Below are 15,908 nucleotides of genomic sequence, written 5' to 3' on the forward strand. Positions count from 1 at the left end.
CTTAGCGGTTTCCAAAAAGATCGGCAAAACGTTTCTTGTTGGGTTCGGCATCTGCCAGCGCTTTCGCCGGGTCGTAGGCCATGAGTTTGATGCTATCGCGTGCCGGGAAGCCCTGCGGGACCGGCAGGCTGGGGTCAGCCGTCAGGTAACCCTGTTTGAGCACCAGCTTCTGGCCTTCCGGGGAGAGAACAAAATCGATAAAAGCTTTCGCCCCTTCGACGTTTTTCGCCTCTTTCATCATGGCGACGGGCTCCGTCACGATGCTGACTCCCTCTTTCGGGAAGACGAACTCAATCGGCGCACCCTTGGCTTTTTCACGGATAGCCATATAGTCCACCAGCACACCGTAGGCTTTGCTGCCGGAGGTAATCGCGCTCATCACCCCGCCGTTACCGCTTTGCGGCATTGCCCCGTTCTCTTTCAGTTTTTCGTAATACTGCCAGCCGAGCTGCGGGTCGTTCATCAGGGTCGCGAGGTGAATCTGTGCCGCACCGGAATAAAGCGGGCTGGGCAGCGTGGTCATGTTTTTCAGCTCAGGTTTGAGCAGATCCTGCCAGGATTCCGGTTTCACCGGGGCTTTGGTGTGATAAGCGATCCCCGTGGTGATAAGTTTGGTGCCGTAGTAGTAACCGTCTTTGTCGTACAACTGGGCATCGTAGCGGCTGGCCTGCGGTGACTTATACGCCGCCAGCAGATTTTTTTGCTTCAGGGATTCCATCGTGACGCTATCGGCGATGAGTAATACGTCCGGGCTGGCCCCTCCGGCGGCGATTTCCGCCTGCAGACGGGCAATCAGCTTGGTGGTTCCGTCACGTATCCACTTCACTTCCACATCCGGGTGTGCCTGCTCAAACGCACTGACCGTCATTTGTGCATCTTCGTTAGGCTGGCTGGTATAGAGCGTGAGGGTCGATTTGGCGAAGGCCGACGCGCTCATCATGGCCAGAAAGACCACAGACAGTACAGGTGTTTTAATCATGTTTTCATCCCCTTGGTTTTCGTTGTGACGATTAAAACAAGGGAATCTGACAGAAATATGACCTGATTTTTTCGTAGTAATAATTTCATATTCGCGGGCTAGCATGTGCCAAATGTCTTCAGCAGGATGCAAATATGACCCCGGAAGCCCGCCGCAGCGAGATTGTCTCTCTCGTGACTGAACAGGGTGAGAGCAGTATTGAACAGCTCGCCCATTACTTCGGCGTTTCGCTGCAAACCGTGCGCAGCGACCTGCGTGAGCTCACGGCACAAGGCCTGCTGCTACGCCGTCACGGGATGGTCGCCCCTTTCGCACGCGAAAATATTGGCTATCAGCAGCGTGAGATCGTCAACGTCATCGGCAAACGCTGGATTGGCGAGCGCGTCGTTCAGCTACTGAGCGATGCGGAAAGCTGCTTTTTCGGTACCGGCACCACCGTCGAGATGGTGGCCCGCGCCCTGCCCGTGGATAGCCAACTGGCAATCTGTACCAATAATCTGCATGCCGCCACGCCGCTCAGCCAGTTAGCGGGCTGCGAACTGACGGTGGCAGGTGGGCGTGTGCGTAAACGCGATCTGGATGTGATCGGCAGTGATGCGCTGACTTTTTTTCGCCGTTATCGGGTCGACGTTGGCGTGGTATCCGTAGGCGGCATTGGCGAAGAGGGTGAGCTGTATGATTTTAACGACGAGGAAGTGGTGGCCCGCCTGGCGCTGGTCGCCAACGCCGAAATCAACGTGCTGGTGGTAGACAGCACCAAGTTTGGACGCCGGGCGATGTGCCGCAACGGCGATATCGGCGATTTTCACTATGTGGTCAGCGACCGGGCGCCCACGCCGCAGCAAAGAGAATTACTGGCGCGACGGCAGACACGATGGTTGTGTCGGGAGGACGCGTAACGCGCCCTCCATGCCGGATGGGCCTAAATGTTACCCCTGGCGCAGGTTCTGCGCTGCTTTGACCATGTTTGCCAGCGCGGCGCGAGTTTCCGGCCAGCCACGGGTTTTCAGGCCGCAGTCCGGGTTCACCCACAGCCGCTCAGACGGGATACGCCGGGCAGCTTTTGCCAGCAGGGCTTCAATCCACTCTACGCTTGGGACGTTCGGTGAGTGGATGTCATAGACCCCCGGCCCGATATCGTTCGGGTAGTCGAAGGCTTCGAACGACTCCAGCAGCTCCATATCTGAGCGCGATGTTTCAATGGTGATCACGTCCGCATCCAGCGCCGCGATGGAATCCATGATGTCGTTAAACTCGCAATAACACATGTGGGTGTGAATCTGGGTGTCATCTTTCGCCACGGCGGCATTGATGCGGAAGGCTTCGACGCCCCAGGCCAGATACGCCTCCCAGTCGCTGCGGCGCAGCGGCAGGCCTTCACGCAGGGCCGGCTCATCAATTTGAATGATGCCGATACCGGCCGCTTCCAGATCCGCCACTTCGTCACGCAGCGCCAGCGCTATCTGTTTGGCGATGGTTTCGCGACTCACATCTTCACGCGGGAAGGACCAGCACAGGATCGTCACTGGGCCGGTCAGCATCCCTTTTACCGGCTTGTCGGTCAGAGACTGGGCGTACTTCGCCCACTCCACGGTAATGGCTTCCGGGCGGCTGACGTCGCCAATCACCACCGGCGGCTTCACGCAGCGGGAGCCATAGCTCTGCACCCAGCCATTCTGGGTGAAGACGAATCCCTCCAGATGCTCACCGAAATACTCGACCATGTCATTGCGTTCGGCTTCGCCATGGACCAGTACATCCAGCCCCAGCCGTTCCTGCTCCACAATCGCCTGTTTGATATGTTCAGCAATGCCAGTGCGATAGTGGCTGGCGTCAAGATTGCCTTTTTTGAAGTCCAGACGCAGGCCACGAATTTCGGTGGTTTGCGGGAACGAACCGATGGTGGTGGTGGGCCAGGCAGGCAGATTAAAGCGCGCACGCTGGGCTTTTGCGCGCACGGCGTAGGGACTGTTGCGCTGGCTGTCCTGCCCGGTTATCGCCGCCAGGCGGCGGTTGACAGCCGTGTTATGCACACGGGTGGAATGACGACGCGCCTGAATCGGTGCGCTCCACGCTTCAATGGCCGCGGTGTCGCCGCTGTTCAGGGCATCGCGCAGCAGTGCAAGCTCTTCACACTTCTGCAGCGCGAAGGCAAACCAGCTCTTTACCTCGGCATCGAGGCGTGTTTCTACACTCAGATCGATGGGGCTATGCAACAGCGAACAGGAAGAGGCCACCCATAGCGGACGTTGGCCGATGATCGCTGCAATTTGTGCATATTTTTCGCTGAGATCGGCACGCCAGACGTTGCGGCCGTTGACCAGTCCTGCCGAGAGCAACCAGTCAGAGGGCAGGCGCTCGTGTAGCCCGGCAACGTCATCCTTTCCGTGAACAAAATCAACGTGCAGACCCTGTACCGGCAGTGCCGTAATGGTGTCGAGGTTCGGTGTGACGCCCTCGAAATAGGTGGTCAACAGCAGCTTCACCTGCCCGGTTAACGCATCGTATGCTGGTTTAAAGGCGTTCAGCCATGCCTGCGGCAGTTCCAGCACTAACGCCGGTTCGTCGATTTGTACCCACTCAACGCCGCGTGCGGCGAGCTCCGCCAGCACCTGCTGGTAGACCGGCAGAATATCGTGCAGCAGGCTCAGGCGATCAAACGCCTCACCTTTGACTTTACCCAGCCACAGGTAAGTGACCGGCCCCAACAGCACGGGCTTGACCTTGTGGCCCAACGCCAGCGCTTCGTCCACTTCCTCCAGCAGTTGCGTCCAGCTCAGTGTGAATTGCTGACCTTTCACGAACTCCGGCACCATATAGTGATAATTGGTGTTGAACCATTTGGTCATTTCTGCCGCCGCCGCGGGTTCGCCGCTCGGTGCCCGACCGCGCCCCATACGAAAAAGCGTATCGATATCAATGGAGCCGTCTCTGTTCTGATGACGAGCCGGGACGTTGCCGAGCAGCAGGCTGGTGGTCAGAACATGGTCGTACCAGGCGAAATCACCCACCGGCAAAAGATCGATACCCGCTGCTTTTTGCTGATCCCAGTGACGGGCGCGCAGTTCACGCCCGACCGCCAGCAGTTCATCGCGGGAAATGTTTCCTGCCCAGTAACCTTCTTGCGCTTTTTTCAACTCGCGGCGCAGGCCAACGCGAGGAAAACCGAGGGTGTGGTTTAAAACTGTCATATGAGCTTCCTCTAAGTCATTGTCAATCCGATGGATTTTGAATTCAGGGAAGGCGGTGAGTTTGCTTATCTCCGGGAGCTTACTGAAGTAAGTGAGCGGGGTAAGTAAACGCAGCCAACGCGCCATAAATTTAAAAGACGAAGGATTTTAGCCGTCCAGATGTTTACACATCTATATTTGGCGGTTACTGTATATTCCTCAAGCGCAAATTGTTCACGCCGAAGTGAAGGACTTTCATGATCGAAATTAAACATCTGAAAACGCTGCAAGCGTTACGGAACTGCGGATCGCTCGCGGCGGCGGCGGCCACGCTGCACCAGACGCAGTCCGCACTTTCCCACCAGTTCAGCGATCTGGAACAACGCCTTGGCTTCCGGCTTTTTGTGCGTAAAAGTCAGCCCCTGCGCTTTACGCCGCAGGGTGAGATCTTGCTGCAACTGGCAAACCAGGTGCTGCCACAAATCACCAGCGCATTGCAGGCCTGCAACGAACCCCAGCAAACGCGCCTGCGCATTGCCATTGAATGCCATAGCTGTATTCAGTGGTTAACCCCGGCGCTGGAGCGTTTTCATACCCAGTGGCCGCAGGTGGAGATGGATTTTAAATCCGGCGTGACCTTTGACCCGCAGCCTGCGCTACAGCAGGGTGAGCTGGATCTGGTCATGACATCGGACATTCTGCCGCGCAGCGGTCTGTTCTATTCGCCGATGTTTGATTTTGAAGTGCGTCTGGTGCTCTCCCCTGACCACCCTCTGGCCACCCGTGCACGGATCACACCGGAAGATATCGCCGCCGAAACCTTGCTTATTTATCCGGTGCAACGCAGTCGGTTGGATATCTGGCGTCACTTCCTGCAGCCGGCTGGCATTAGCCCGTCGTTAAAAAGCGTGGATAACACGTTGCTGTTGATTCAGATGGTAGCCGCACGGATGGGGATCGCCGCGCTGCCGCACTGGGTAGTAGAGAGTTTTGAGCGCCAGGGTCTGGTGGTCACAAAGACCCTGGGTGAGGGGTTATGGAGCCGATTGTACGCCGCCACGCGCGATGGTGAGCAGCGTCAACCCATTACCGAGGCTTTTATTCGCTCAGCGCGGAACCACGCTTGCGACCATTTGCCGTTTGTTCGGAGCGCGGAGCGACCCACTGTCGATGGACCCACAGCGAGGCCATTATCACCGCAGCCCCAATAATAAAGCTCGGCCAGTGCGGCTGCTCCTGCCAGATGGCAAGGTTAACCAGCAGCCCGGCCGGAACGTGTACATTGTTCATGATGCCAAGCGTACCAGCATCCACCTGCGTTGCCCCGTAGTTCCACATAAAGTAACCCAAACCTGAAGCAACGACGCCGAGCCAGATAAGCACTCCCCATTGCAGATTCGTGGTCGGCAGTTTTTGTGGATTTCCCAGCGCAAACCAGGCGGTCACCGCCACCACAAACGCCCCGAGGTAGAACCAGGCAAAGGCGTTGTGCTGCGGCATCGGACGGGTTTCCATCAGGCGCTTATAGCCCACCATACCGATAGCAAAACTGATGTTGGCGAGCTGTACAAACATCAGGCCAGTCCAGAAGTGGTCGCTGACTTTGTCATAACGAATAATCGCCGCCCCCACGACCGCCAGCAGCGCACTTAGCGCGTAGCCCCAACGCAGCTTGCGCTTACTGAGCAGATCATAAATCAGCGTGATATAGAGCGGGGTAAAGACGGTGAAGAGTAAAAACTCCGTGACCGTGAGGTAGAGGTACGCCCGGAAGCTGAACAGGTACATGATACCCAGCTGTAACGCCCCCACCAGCATATACAAGCCGAGGGTTTTAAACGGCAGCCCACGCGTGCGCAGGAAAGGTAAAAAGACCAGTGCCGCCAGCCCGACGCGCATCAGCACCGAAAAATAGCTGTCAACGTGCCCGGCAAGATACTCGCCAATCAGACTAAAGGAGAAGGCCCACAGGATCGTGGTGATGATGAGAAGCGCCACAATGAATGTCTCTCTGAATAAGGAACATCCATTGTAGCGGAGTCTTTGGTTGACGACTGGTCAATAAATGACCTTAAAATCAGTCCAGGAACAATTTGCGCAGATAGTGGGGAACGGCGTTATCCGCGTTGGTACCGATCACTTCCAGCTCCGGGTGCAAATCTTTCAGGCGCTGGTGCGCGTTACCCATGATGCACCCCTTGCCCGCCATGGAGAGCATTTCGGCATCGTTCATGCCATCACCAAAGGAGATGCACTCTTTGAGGCTGTAGCCCAATGCTGCCGACACCGCTTCCAGCGCATGACCCTTCGACACCCCGCCTGCCATCACTTCCAGGCAGGTCAGCGTGGAAAAGCTGACGTTAACGCGATCGCCCCAGCGGGCATTGATGGCCTGCTCCAGCGGCAGCAGTTGTTCGTGAGTCTCGCAGGTAAAGAAGACTTTGCTGATCCCTTCCGGCTCCAGCAGGCCCGGCTCGTAAAGAGAGTACTGGAAAATCGCCTCTTTAAAGAAACGCATTTCGTCCGGGCGGTGGCGGTTCATAAACCATTCGTCATCACGGTAGACGTTGGTGACGATATCCGGGTTGTTATGCACGACGCCAAACAGGTCGCTGGCGATGTCACGGTCCAGGTTATGGGTAAACACCAGATTGCCGTCGGTATCGTGTACGCGCGCACCGTTCGAGGTGATCATATAGGCCTTGATCTCCAGGTTGTCGCGGATTTGCCCGACATCCACATGGTGACGCCCGGTGGCGAAGACGAAGTTGACTCCGCGCTCGGTGAGCAGCTTCAGCGTTTCTTTCGCATACGGGGAGAGTGTGTGATCGGGGGAGAGCAATGTGCCATCTAAATCAGATGCAACAACCTGATACATAAGAACCTTATACCTCAATAATTCATTAGTTATGCCGATCGAAGAAGTCGACGATGGCGCTGAGCGCGACTGAGCGCATGGCGTCCTCTTCAAAGAGGATCTCATGGTACGCGCCCTTTATGACAAACGGCTTGCCCCCTTCACAAGGGTGCCCCGCTGCGGCGCGAATATCACAGAAGCGATCGTGCATGCGGTTATCCACAACACGCTCCTCCTCTGCCTGAATAATTAACATCGGCGATGTGTCGGATGCCGCCCCTGCCAGCACCTCTTCACCCGCCAGAATGCCTTCCCGCACCCAGTGCCAGGTCGGCCCACCGACGCGTAGCTGGGGCTCATCGGCATAAAAACGCAGATTGCGTCGATAGCGTTCCCGACTATGGGTCAGCGTGTTTATCGCAAACGGCAGCGCATACCAGCGGCCGGTTCCAATTGCGTAATTTTCGCGAATACGCGGGTAACCTTCCGCCCAGTCAAGCAGCGGACGGACCATCCAGTCCGGCAGATGAATGATGATGCCGAACATCGGCGCGCACAGGGCAATGGCATCACAGTTTGCTTGCGGGTGGCGCTGCACAAAAAGCGTGGCAATCGCGCCGCCCATGGAATGCGCCAGAATATAGCGTTTACGCCAGGGGCCGGGGGCCACTTCCTGCTCCCAGAATGCCAGCAGATCATCAACGTAATCACTGAAATTGACCACATGCCCGCGGTGGGAGTCTTCCAGCAAGCGGCCGGAACGCCCCTGACCGCGATGGTCGATAATGAGCACGTCATATCCAAGATGGAAGAGGTCATATGCCAGTTCAGCATACTTCACATAGCTTTCAATACGGCCCGGGCAGACCACAATCACCCGGTCATTCGTGGCAGCATGAAAACGAACAAAACGCACCGGGACGTTATCCACACCGATAAACTCTGCCTCTTCACGCTGACGCCAGAAATCGGTTAACGGGCCGGTAGCAAAGGCTGCGAACGCGCTTTCTCTGGTTTCCCACTCCTTGTTTCGCCGGAACATTGGGTACGCCCTCACTCACGAGAAAAAAACGTTTTTTGTGACCTATAGCAACGTCTGCGGACAATAGCGTATTGTGGCATAAAAACAGACAACCAGGGAGTTTCTCATGACCTTCGAGTGGTGGTTCGCCTATCTGCTGACGTCCATTATCCTCAGCCTGTCGCCCGGTTCCGGGGCGATTAACACCATGACCACCTCGATAAGCCATGGCTATCGCGGCGCAGCGGCGTCCATTGCCGGACTACAAACTGGCCTCGGCATTCATATTGTGCTGGTCGGCGTGGGCCTGGGCACCCTGTTCTCCCGCTCGGTGCTGGCGTTTGAGGTGCTGAAATGGGCGGGGGCCGCCTACCTGATTTGGCTCGGTATTCAACAATGGCGTGCCGCCGGGGCGATCGATCTGAATACCCTTGCGCAGACCCAGTCACGCACGCGCCTGTTTAAACGTGCGGTCTTTGTGAACCTGACCAACCCGAAGAGCATCGTCTTTCTGGCTGCCCTGTTCCCGCAATTTATCGTGCCGCATCAGCCCCAGCTCATGCAGTACGTGGTGCTGGGCGTGACCACCATCGTCGTCGATATCATCGTGATGATTGGTTACGCGACCCTGGCACAGCGTATTGCGGGATGGATCAAAGGGCCGCATCAAATGAAGGCGCTAAATAAGGTGTTTGGTTCGTTGTTTATGCTGGTGGGCGCCCTGCTGGCATCGGCAAGACATGCCTGAGGAGATGACCGGATGGCAGACGTCACCCGGTCTTTCAGTTAGCGCGAAATGATGAGATGAATGCCGAAACCGGCGAACAGCGCACCGGCAAAACCGTCAATCCACTTTGCCAGACGCTGATAACCGCGACGCATCGCCGGTAAGGCAAACAGGCTTGCCACCACGGTAAACCAGGCGAAGGTTTCCAGTGAGATCAGCACGAAGATGCCCCAGCGCGCGTGAGCGCCTACGTTGTCGCCCACAAACAGAGAGAATACCGAGCCGAAGTAGATAATGGCTTTCGGGTTGGCGAGATTGGTCAGCAAGCCTTTCATAAAGCTGCGGCCACTGGTCGCCAGCGCTACCGCAGGCGCTTCGGCATTTTTCTCTTCTTTTTTCAGTGCCCCCCGCAGCATCTGGTAGCCCATCCAGCACAGATAGAGGCCACCGCCGACCATAATGATGCTGTGCAGCCAGGCCATTTTCTCCAGAATCAGATTCAGACCGAGCAAGGCAACACCTGCCCATACCATGACGCCCGTGGTAATACCCAGCACACCCATCATCGCCTCTTTACGGGAGCGGCTGACGGCGGTTTGCGACACAAAGAAAAAGTCCGGGCCTGGACTCATTAACGCCACAATGTGCACCAGGGCGACGGTGAGAAACAGCATTAACATGGTTAACTCGCGGGGAAATAATAAAGTAGGTAACTATCCTGGCACTTTTCGGCCGGGCTGGCTACTCGTCATCACCATCAACGTGCGCACGGATCAGCGCCATAAATTCCTGGCCGAAACGCTCAAGCTTGCGTACACCGACCCCGTTCACGCCGAGCATTTCACCGGGCGAGATGGGCATCTGTTCTGCCATTTCAATCAGGGTCGCATCGTTGAAGACCACATACGGCGGCACGTTGTTTTCATCGGCAATCGCTTTGCGCAGTTTACGCAGTTTGGCGAAGAGCTTACGGTCATAGTTGCCGACGGCGGCCTTTTGCATCACCCTGGATTTAATCGCCACCATGCGCGGTACGGCCAGTTGTAAAGGCACTTCACCCCGCAGTACGGGACGCGCGGCATCCGTCATCTGTAAGCACGAGTGTTGCGCAATATTCTGCGTAACCAGCCCCAAATGGATAAGTTGTCGAATCACGCTTACCCAGTGCTCATGACTTTTATCCCGCCCCATCCCGTACACTTTGAGCTTATCGTGGCCAAACTCACGGATACGTTGGTTATTCGCGCCACGGATCACCTCGACCACATAGCCCATCCCGAACCGCTGATTAACCCGACCAATGGTGGAAAGGGCAATTTGCGCATCGGTGAGCCCGTCATAGCGTTTCGGTGGATCAAGGCAGATATCGCAGTTGCCGCAGGACGCCTGGCGCCCTTCGCCAAAGTAATTGAGCAGCACCAGACGACGGCAGGTTTGCGCCTCGGCAAAGGCCCCCATGGCATTGAGCTTATGGCGCTCAATGTCCTGTAGCTGCCCGGCGGGTTTTTCTTCCAGGCAACGACGCAGCCAGGCCATGTCTTCCGGGGCATAGAACAGCATGGCTTCGGCGGGTAACCCGTCACGCCCGGCGCGACCGGTTTCCTGATAGTAGGATTCGATATTACGCGGAATGTCGAAATGGACCACAAAGCGCACGTTGGGTTTGTTGATGCCCATGCCGAACGCCACGGTGGCCACCACAATCTGCAGGTCATCGCGCTGGAATTTCTCCTGCACGCTGGCGCGCACATCATTCTCCAGCCCGGCATGGTAGGCCGCTGCGCTAAAGCCCCGGCTTTGCAGGCGGGCTGCGGTATCTTCCACCTTCGCGCGGCTATTGCAGTAAATGATCCCGGATTTGCCGCGCTGGTCATGCACATAGCGCAGAAGCTGATCGAGGGGCTTGAACTTCTCCATCAGCATGTAGCGAATGTTCGGGCGATCGAAGCTGTTGATTTGAATCAGCGGGTCGTTAAGCCCCAGCAGACGCACGATATCGGCACGCGTGGTGTCATCCGCGGTGGCGGTCAGCGCCATAAAGGGAACCGCAGGCAGATACTGGCGCAACTGCCCCAGCGCCGCGTATTCCGGGCGGAAATCGTGGCCCCACTGAGAAATACAGTGCGCTTCATCCACCGCTAACAGGGTAAGGTTCCAGTGGCGAAGTTGTTCAAGGAAATTGTCGAGCATCAGCCGCTCAGGAGCGATGTAGAGCAGACGGATGTGCCCGGAGCGGCACCCCGCCATCACTTCAAGCTGCTGCTCACGGTTTTGCGTTGAGTTCAGGCACGCCGCCGCCACGCCGTTGGCAAGGAGCTGATCGACCTGATCTTTCATCAGTGAAATCAGCGGTGAGACCACCACGGTTAACCCCGGGAGGATCAGCGCCGGAATTTGATAACACAGGGATTTCCCGCCACCGGTGGGCATGACCACCAGGCAGTCGCGACCGGCGAGCGCCGTGTCGATAATATCCAGCTGGCCCGGACGGAACTGCTGGTAGCCAAAGGTTTCACGTAAAACCTGTAAAGCTGCCGATTCCAGATTCAATACTTCCGCCTGCGCCACATGTACCCCATTCACCCGCAAAAAAAACAGGCGCTATTTTCAGCGCCTGCTCGTCAAACTGCAATGCTTAAAACAGATCGTTGAGCATTACGCCAACACCGACGCGTGTCTGATTGAAATTGTAGTCAATCAACGACTCGCCATAACCACTGTACACCTGGGTGTAGAAACGGACATGTTTGGTGATCGGATAGCTAACGCCCAGTTCTGCGCCACCGTAGCCGGTGTTCCAGTTATATTGCCCTTTCACGCTGAAGATGGTCTCTCCATACTGATAACCGATTCGCGCCTGGTAGTAGCCCATATACTTGGTGATATCCGGGTTATCGTCAGTGTTCCCCACCACGTACCAGGGTTTCACCTCTACCAGCCAGTTGCCGTTTTGCGCCATCAAACGCGTGTAGAGGCGGTTCCAGCTACGCGAAGTCGGGTCGGAGCGGCCGTTAGAATCATGGTTGAAACCAAACTCCATATCGCGCAGCGTCCAGCCAGCGAGGCTGTAGTCGGTGGCGAAACCGAGAAATAGCTGCGGTTCATAGTTGGTTTCGCGGAACGGCGAGGAAGCGGGTTCATCGGTGTTCGAAAGCTGCCACCAGGATTTTTGTGTATAGGACGCACCCAGTACAGAATTCGGACCAACAATGCCGCGCCAGAGCGGGAACGCCAGGCTGAGCTGGAATTTCACTTCATCCTTGCGCGCTTCGTCAGACCAGCTATATGTGCGTATGGCCTCTTTGTTCATGTCGCTCGTATAGGTATAAAGCAGGTAGTTCGATTCATACGGATAGAGCGTGAACGGATTATCATGCTCTTGCAGCATATTCGCGATAATACTGCCGCGTACCACGGGTGCATCATGAACTTCTTTTACTGTCGCTTCCTGCGCAAATGCTGCAAATGGCAGCATGCACACTGCCGCAAACCAACCCAGAAACGTCCGCATCGGCTCTCTTTCCCCTGAACAATGTTGTTGAACTGAATATTTTAACGCCACCTATTCTACAGATTTATTGAACTACTGCGCAGGTATCCTTTCTGAAACTGGCAATCAACAATTTAGAGGCATAAAATCAACATTTCATTAACTTTATGGATAAAGCCCCTATGTCAGCCATCCTCACAGCCGATGCCGCGCTCAAACTGGTGGGTGAGATCTTTGTTTATCACATGCCGTTTAATCGTGCACTGGGTCTGGAACTCATTCGCTATGAAAAGGAGTTCGCCCAGCTCAGTTTTAATAATCAGCCGATGATGGTCGGCAACTGGGCGCAGAGCATTCTTCATGGCGGGGTAATTGCCTCTGCGCTGGATGTCGCCGCCGGACTGGTCTGCGTCGGCAGTACGCTCACCCGCCATGACACACTCACTGAAGATGAACTGCGTACCCGCTTATCGCGTATGGGAACCATTGATTTACGTGTGGATTATTTACGCCCGGGCCGTGGAAACCGTTTTACCGCCAGCAGCAGTTTACTGCGCGCAGGAAACAAAGTGGCTGTTGCCCGCGTGGAGTTACATAACGAAGAAGAGGTCTATATCGCAAGCGCAACCGCGACCTATATGGTGGGTTAAGTCACAAAATCAGGTAAAGTAACGTCACTTTTTCAGCAACGAGTTCACTGACATGGATGCAAAGCAGACGCGACAAGGGGTGTTACTCGCCCTCGCGGCTTATTTTATTTGGGGTATCGCGCCGGCCTATTTCAAAGTCATTTGGTTTGTTCCTGCCGATGAAATTCTGACTCACCGCATCATCTGGTCTTTTTTCTTCATGATTGCGCTGATAAGCGTCAGCCGGCAGTGGCGGCAGGTCAAACAGCTGCTGAAGACCCCGAAAAAAATCTTTCTGTTAGCCTTGTCAGCCACCCTGGTGGGGGGAAACTGGCTGCTGTTTATCTGGTCGGTGAATAATCATCATTTACTGGAAGCGAGCCTCGGCTATTTCATCAATCCGCTGGTGAACATTTTGCTGGGGATGATCTTCCTCGGTGAGCGTTTTCGTCGCATGCAGTGGGTCGCGGTGGTGCTGGCGGCGACCGGCGTACTGGTGCAATTGTGGGCCTTCGGTTCGCTGCCTGTCATCTCACTGGGTCTGGCCTTTAGCTTCGCCTTTTATGGTCTCATCCGTAAGAAAATTGCCGTGGATGCGCAAACCGGCATGCTGGTTGAAACGCTCTGGCTGCTTCCCGTGGCGGCAATCTGGTTGTTCGGCATCGCCAACAGTGAAACCAGCCATATGATGCAAAACACCTGGTCACTTAACCTGCTATTGATGGCAGCGGGTGTCGTCACCACGGTTCCCCTGCTTTGCTTTACCGGTGCGGCAACGCGTCTGCGTCTGTCCACGCTCGGATTCTTCCAGTACATCGGCCCAACGCTGATGTTTCTGCTGGCGGTGGGCTTCTACGACGAACATCCGGGCGCCGACAAAATGGTGACCTTTGCCTTTATTTGGGTGGCATTGGCTGTTTTTGTTGTCGATGCACTGTATACCCAGCGTCGTGGTCGATAAGATAAACCCCATTAAACTAACCGTCTTTCAGTGGTGGACAGCGTATGCCAGGGCGTAAACAGACTGTTTCAGGACTGCGCATCGCAGATGTAGCGAAAATGGCTAACGTGGCGCCCATTACGGTGTCCCGCGTGCTGAACCAGCCGGAGCAGGTCAAAGAATCTACGCGCAACCGGGTGCTGAAAGTCATTGAAGAGACGGGTTTTGTGCCTAATCAAAACGCGGGTGCGCTGGCCTCTAACCGCAGCCGCCTGGTGGCGGTACTGGTGCCGATGCTCACCAACCCCCTTTTTTCGGATACGTTTCAGGCGATTGCTGAACAACTGGCCGCTAACGGTTACCAGGTGCTGCTCGGTATCTCGGGGTATGAAGCCAAACAGGAGCAGGAGCTGCTGGACGTGATCCTCAGCCGCCGCCCGGACGGCATTATTCTCACCGGGACAGTGCACACCGAACCCAGCCGCAAGCGTCTGCGCGCAACGGGCGTGCCGGTGGTGGAAACCTGGGATGTGAGTGATTCGCCTATTGATATGCTGGTGGGATTTTCGCACGAAGAGGTGGGGCGCCGTGTGGCTCATCATTTATTTGGTCAGGGATACCGTCATTTCGCGCTGCTCTCCGTTGATGACCCACGCGGTAAAGTGCGAGCGCAGGCGTTTCTGGAGACCTTACAGTCCCATGGTATCACTGATGTTGTGCATCATAGCTTTACGGAGCTTCCAGCGTTGGAGCAAGGGCGCGAGGGCTTAACACGCATCCTTGAAACGGACAGTACGCCGCGTGTCGTTGTATGTACTTCCGATACCCTCGCCCACGGCGTTCTCACCGAAGCCGCGAGCCGCCACCTGAAGGTGCCGGAACAGGTTTCGGTATTTGGTTTTGGCGATATGAGCTTCGCTGCGCATACTTTCCCGCCTCTGTCGACGGTACGCATTGATGGCAAACGACTGGGTCAGTTGGCCGCGGCCGCCCTGCTACGTCGCCTGAAAAACGGCGATCATGATATCGTCAATGACGACATCGGCTTTACTCTTATTGACCGACATTCGACGCGCGTCCAGACGCCATAAAGCTCTCGCCTATTATCTTTGTTCGAGAAATTAAATAAGCAAGTGGGAGTCTCGCCTTCGCTTATTCGATATACTTCAATTTCTGTTTCGCATATTTCAAATCTCAATGCTATGTTTTAAGCTCTTTCATTTTCACTGTTCAGGATGAATGCGAAATGATGAGCAGGATTTTTTTGCCCTCTGGCAAAACACGGCTGATGCGCGGGCCGTATATCCTTATCTATATTCTTTTACACGTTATCTATCTGTCCCTCGCCTTCAATCTGGATGAGCACCCTGTCATTCTCCTGTTGTGCATGCTGTTATATACCTACCTGAAGGTAAATATTAATGCGCAGCGTAGTCGAGACAGTGGATTAAAAGCACGCTATGTGATTATTACCTCGATAACGATTTACAGTGCCTCTGCCGTGCTTGGGTTCTTCTTTGGCGCAGAATGCGAAAGCATCGCGATCAAACTCAGCAACGGCTTCGACTTTCTCGTTTTTTTACTCTTACTTCTCGCCCCTACACATGACAAACCCGCAGATTAACCCTGCAAAAACTAACCTTTTATGGAGAGAAACATGAGCGTCGCTAACGACTATGATTACCAGAATGATCCGTCATTAAGTGAGAAATGGAAGTTTCGTTTCGCTTTCTTTGATAAGAATGGATTACCTGCTTTTTGGGGTGCGACCCCAGCGTGGAGAGAAGCCTTTAAGACAATGACCTTTGGCCAAAAGATTAAAGTATCGATGAACTTCTTCGCCTATTTCTTTTCAGTTATCTATTTGCTGATATTGGGATTGTGGAAAAAATCAATTCTGATCTTACTACTAAATATTGTAGTTGCAGTGATTATTGCGGCAACCGACCTGCGTTTTCTGGCCTTTGTCGTTAATATCTATACCGCCTCGCGGGCGAATATATGGTTTTACGAATTAAAGGTTAAGGGTATTCAGACCTGGAGCCTGTAAAACAGAAAGGTTCAGCGTTATTGCTGAACCTTTTTATATATCGAC

The 15,908-nt window shown here is 55.0% G+C and carries 16 protein-coding genes; 8 read left to right on the forward strand and 8 right to left on the reverse strand.

Features of this window, described 5'->3' with window-relative positions; all coding sequences use genetic code 11:
* Position 1: 1 nt before the first annotated feature.
* Positions 2 to 979: an ABC transporter substrate-binding protein gene (locus tag ACUY4Q_RS22980; RefSeq protein WP_458044935.1), complete on the reverse strand. Its 978-nt coding sequence runs from the start codon at positions 977 to 979 to the stop codon at positions 2 to 4.
* 134 nt (positions 980 to 1,113) lie between these two features.
* Between ACUY4Q_RS22980 and ACUY4Q_RS22985 the strand changes: the two genes are divergently transcribed.
* Positions 1,114 to 1,878: a DeoR/GlpR family DNA-binding transcription regulator gene (locus ACUY4Q_RS22985; protein ID WP_458044936.1), complete on the forward strand. Its 765-nt coding sequence runs from the start codon at positions 1,114 to 1,116 to the stop codon at positions 1,876 to 1,878.
* 30 nt (positions 1,879 to 1,908) lie between these two features.
* Here ACUY4Q_RS22985 and metE read toward each other — a convergent pair whose 3' ends face one another.
* The gene (gene metE / locus ACUY4Q_RS22990) at positions 1,909 to 4,170 is read right to left on the reverse strand and encodes a 5-methyltetrahydropteroyltriglutamate--homocysteine S-methyltransferase (RefSeq protein ID WP_458044937.1); all 2,262 of its coding nucleotides are present in this window, start codon (positions 4,168 to 4,170) and stop codon (positions 1,909 to 1,911) included.
* A 236-nt stretch (positions 4,171 to 4,406) separates the two neighbouring features.
* Here metE and metR point away from each other — a divergent pair, with 236 nt between their 5' ends.
* Positions 4,407 to 5,360, forward strand: a complete 954-nt coding sequence (metR, locus tag ACUY4Q_RS22995; RefSeq protein WP_458044938.1) for an HTH-type transcriptional regulator MetR — start codon at positions 4,407 to 4,409, stop codon at positions 5,358 to 5,360.
* Here the strand turns inward: metR and ACUY4Q_RS23000 are convergent.
* From ACUY4Q_RS23000 to pldB, 3 genes are all read right to left on the reverse strand, one after another.
* Entirely contained in the window at positions 5,248 to 6,147 is a 900-nt protein-coding gene (locus ACUY4Q_RS23000; protein ID WP_458044939.1) for a carboxylate/amino acid/amine transporter, read from the reverse strand. The genes metR and ACUY4Q_RS23000 overlap by 113 nt on opposite strands.
* A gap of 79 nt (positions 6,148 to 6,226) precedes the next feature.
* Complete coding sequence (gene yigL, locus ACUY4Q_RS23005; RefSeq protein WP_458044940.1) at positions 6,227 to 7,027, reverse strand: sugar/pyridoxal phosphate phosphatase YigL; 801 nt, start codon at positions 7,025 to 7,027, stop codon at positions 6,227 to 6,229.
* Positions 7,028 to 7,052: 25 nt separating this feature from the next.
* Positions 7,053 to 8,048, reverse strand: coding sequence for a lysophospholipase L2 (gene pldB / locus ACUY4Q_RS23010; RefSeq protein ID WP_458044941.1), 996 nt, complete (start codon positions 8,046 to 8,048; stop codon positions 7,053 to 7,055).
* A gap of 106 nt (positions 8,049 to 8,154) precedes the next feature.
* On the opposite strand from pldB, the gene rhtB reads away from it, so the two are divergent.
* Positions 8,155 to 8,775: a homoserine/homoserine lactone efflux protein gene (rhtB, locus tag ACUY4Q_RS23015; protein WP_458044942.1), complete on the forward strand. Its 621-nt coding sequence runs from the start codon at positions 8,155 to 8,157 to the stop codon at positions 8,773 to 8,775.
* Positions 8,776 to 8,813: 38 nt separating this feature from the next.
* Here rhtB and rhtC read toward each other — a convergent pair whose 3' ends face one another.
* The 3 genes from rhtC to pldA form a co-directional block, all read right to left on the reverse strand.
* Positions 8,814 to 9,434: a threonine export protein RhtC gene (gene rhtC, locus ACUY4Q_RS23020; RefSeq protein ID WP_458044943.1), complete on the reverse strand. Its 621-nt coding sequence runs from the start codon at positions 9,432 to 9,434 to the stop codon at positions 8,814 to 8,816.
* A gap of 61 nt (positions 9,435 to 9,495) precedes the next feature.
* Complete coding sequence (gene recQ, locus ACUY4Q_RS23025) at positions 9,496 to 11,322, reverse strand: ATP-dependent DNA helicase RecQ (RefSeq protein ID WP_458044944.1); 1,827 nt, start codon at positions 11,320 to 11,322, stop codon at positions 9,496 to 9,498.
* Between the two features lie 67 nt (positions 11,323 to 11,389).
* Entirely contained in the window at positions 11,390 to 12,265 is an 876-nt protein-coding gene (pldA, locus tag ACUY4Q_RS23030) for a phospholipase A (protein ID WP_458044945.1), read from the reverse strand.
* A 161-nt stretch (positions 12,266 to 12,426) separates the two neighbouring features.
* Here pldA and yigI point away from each other — a divergent pair, with 161 nt between their 5' ends.
* From yigI to ACUY4Q_RS23055, 5 genes are all read left to right on the forward strand, one after another.
* The gene (yigI, locus tag ACUY4Q_RS23035) at positions 12,427 to 12,894 is read left to right on the forward strand and encodes an acyl-CoA thioesterase YigI (protein ID WP_458044946.1); all 468 of its coding nucleotides are present in this window, start codon (positions 12,427 to 12,429) and stop codon (positions 12,892 to 12,894) included.
* Between the two features lie 52 nt (positions 12,895 to 12,946).
* The gene (rarD, locus tag ACUY4Q_RS23040) at positions 12,947 to 13,834 is read left to right on the forward strand and encodes an EamA family transporter RarD (RefSeq protein ID WP_458044947.1); all 888 of its coding nucleotides are present in this window, start codon (positions 12,947 to 12,949) and stop codon (positions 13,832 to 13,834) included.
* A gap of 44 nt (positions 13,835 to 13,878) precedes the next feature.
* Positions 13,879 to 14,904, forward strand: a complete 1,026-nt coding sequence (locus ACUY4Q_RS23045) for a LacI family DNA-binding transcriptional regulator (RefSeq protein WP_458044948.1) — start codon at positions 13,879 to 13,881, stop codon at positions 14,902 to 14,904.
* Positions 14,905 to 15,059: 155 nt separating this feature from the next.
* A complete protein-coding gene (locus tag ACUY4Q_RS23050; RefSeq protein WP_458044949.1) occupies positions 15,060 to 15,437 on the forward strand; it encodes a hypothetical protein in 378 nt (125 codons plus the stop codon).
* A 33-nt stretch (positions 15,438 to 15,470) separates the two neighbouring features.
* On the forward strand, positions 15,471 to 15,863 hold the full coding sequence (locus ACUY4Q_RS23055) for a DUF2628 domain-containing protein (RefSeq protein WP_458044950.1): 393 nt from the start codon (positions 15,471 to 15,473) through the stop codon (positions 15,861 to 15,863).
* The last annotated feature ends 45 nt before the right edge of the window (positions 15,864 to 15,908 follow it).

This window comes from Phytobacter cepae (assembly GCF_054165735.1).

Excerpts from the sequence above, each read along its gene's own strand:
- ACUY4Q_RS22980 (WP_458044935.1), bottom strand. The coding sequence starts at position 979 with ATGATTAAAACACCTGTACTGTCTGTGGTCTTTCTGGCCATGATGAGC.
- ACUY4Q_RS22985 (WP_458044936.1), top strand. The coding sequence starts at position 1,114 with ATGACCCCGGAAGCCCGCCGCAGCGAGATTGTCTCTCTCGTGACTGAA.
- metE (WP_458044937.1), bottom strand. The coding sequence starts at position 4,170 with ATGACAGTTTTAAACCACACCCTCGGTTTTCCTCGCGTTGGCCTGCGC.
- metR (WP_458044938.1), top strand. The coding sequence starts at position 4,407 with ATGATCGAAATTAAACATCTGAAAACGCTGCAAGCGTTACGGAACTGC.
- yigL (WP_458044940.1), bottom strand. The coding sequence starts at position 7,027 with ATGTATCAGGTTGTTGCATCTGATTTAGATGGCACATTGCTCTCCCCC.
- pldB (WP_458044941.1), bottom strand. The coding sequence starts at position 8,048 with ATGTTCCGGCGAAACAAGGAGTGGGAAACCAGAGAAAGCGCGTTCGCA.
- rhtB (WP_458044942.1), top strand. The coding sequence starts at position 8,155 with ATGACCTTCGAGTGGTGGTTCGCCTATCTGCTGACGTCCATTATCCTC.
- rhtC (WP_458044943.1), bottom strand. The coding sequence starts at position 9,434 with ATGTTAATGCTGTTTCTCACCGTCGCCCTGGTGCACATTGTGGCGTTA.
- pldA (WP_458044945.1), bottom strand. The coding sequence starts at position 12,265 with ATGCGGACGTTTCTGGGTTGGTTTGCGGCAGTGTGCATGCTGCCATTT.
- yigI (WP_458044946.1), top strand. The coding sequence starts at position 12,427 with ATGTCAGCCATCCTCACAGCCGATGCCGCGCTCAAACTGGTGGGTGAG.
- rarD (WP_458044947.1), top strand. The coding sequence starts at position 12,947 with ATGGATGCAAAGCAGACGCGACAAGGGGTGTTACTCGCCCTCGCGGCT.
- ACUY4Q_RS23045 (WP_458044948.1), top strand. The coding sequence starts at position 13,879 with ATGCCAGGGCGTAAACAGACTGTTTCAGGACTGCGCATCGCAGATGTA.
- ACUY4Q_RS23050 (WP_458044949.1), top strand. The coding sequence starts at position 15,060 with ATGATGAGCAGGATTTTTTTGCCCTCTGGCAAAACACGGCTGATGCGC.
- ACUY4Q_RS23055 (WP_458044950.1), top strand. The coding sequence starts at position 15,471 with ATGAGCGTCGCTAACGACTATGATTACCAGAATGATCCGTCATTAAGT.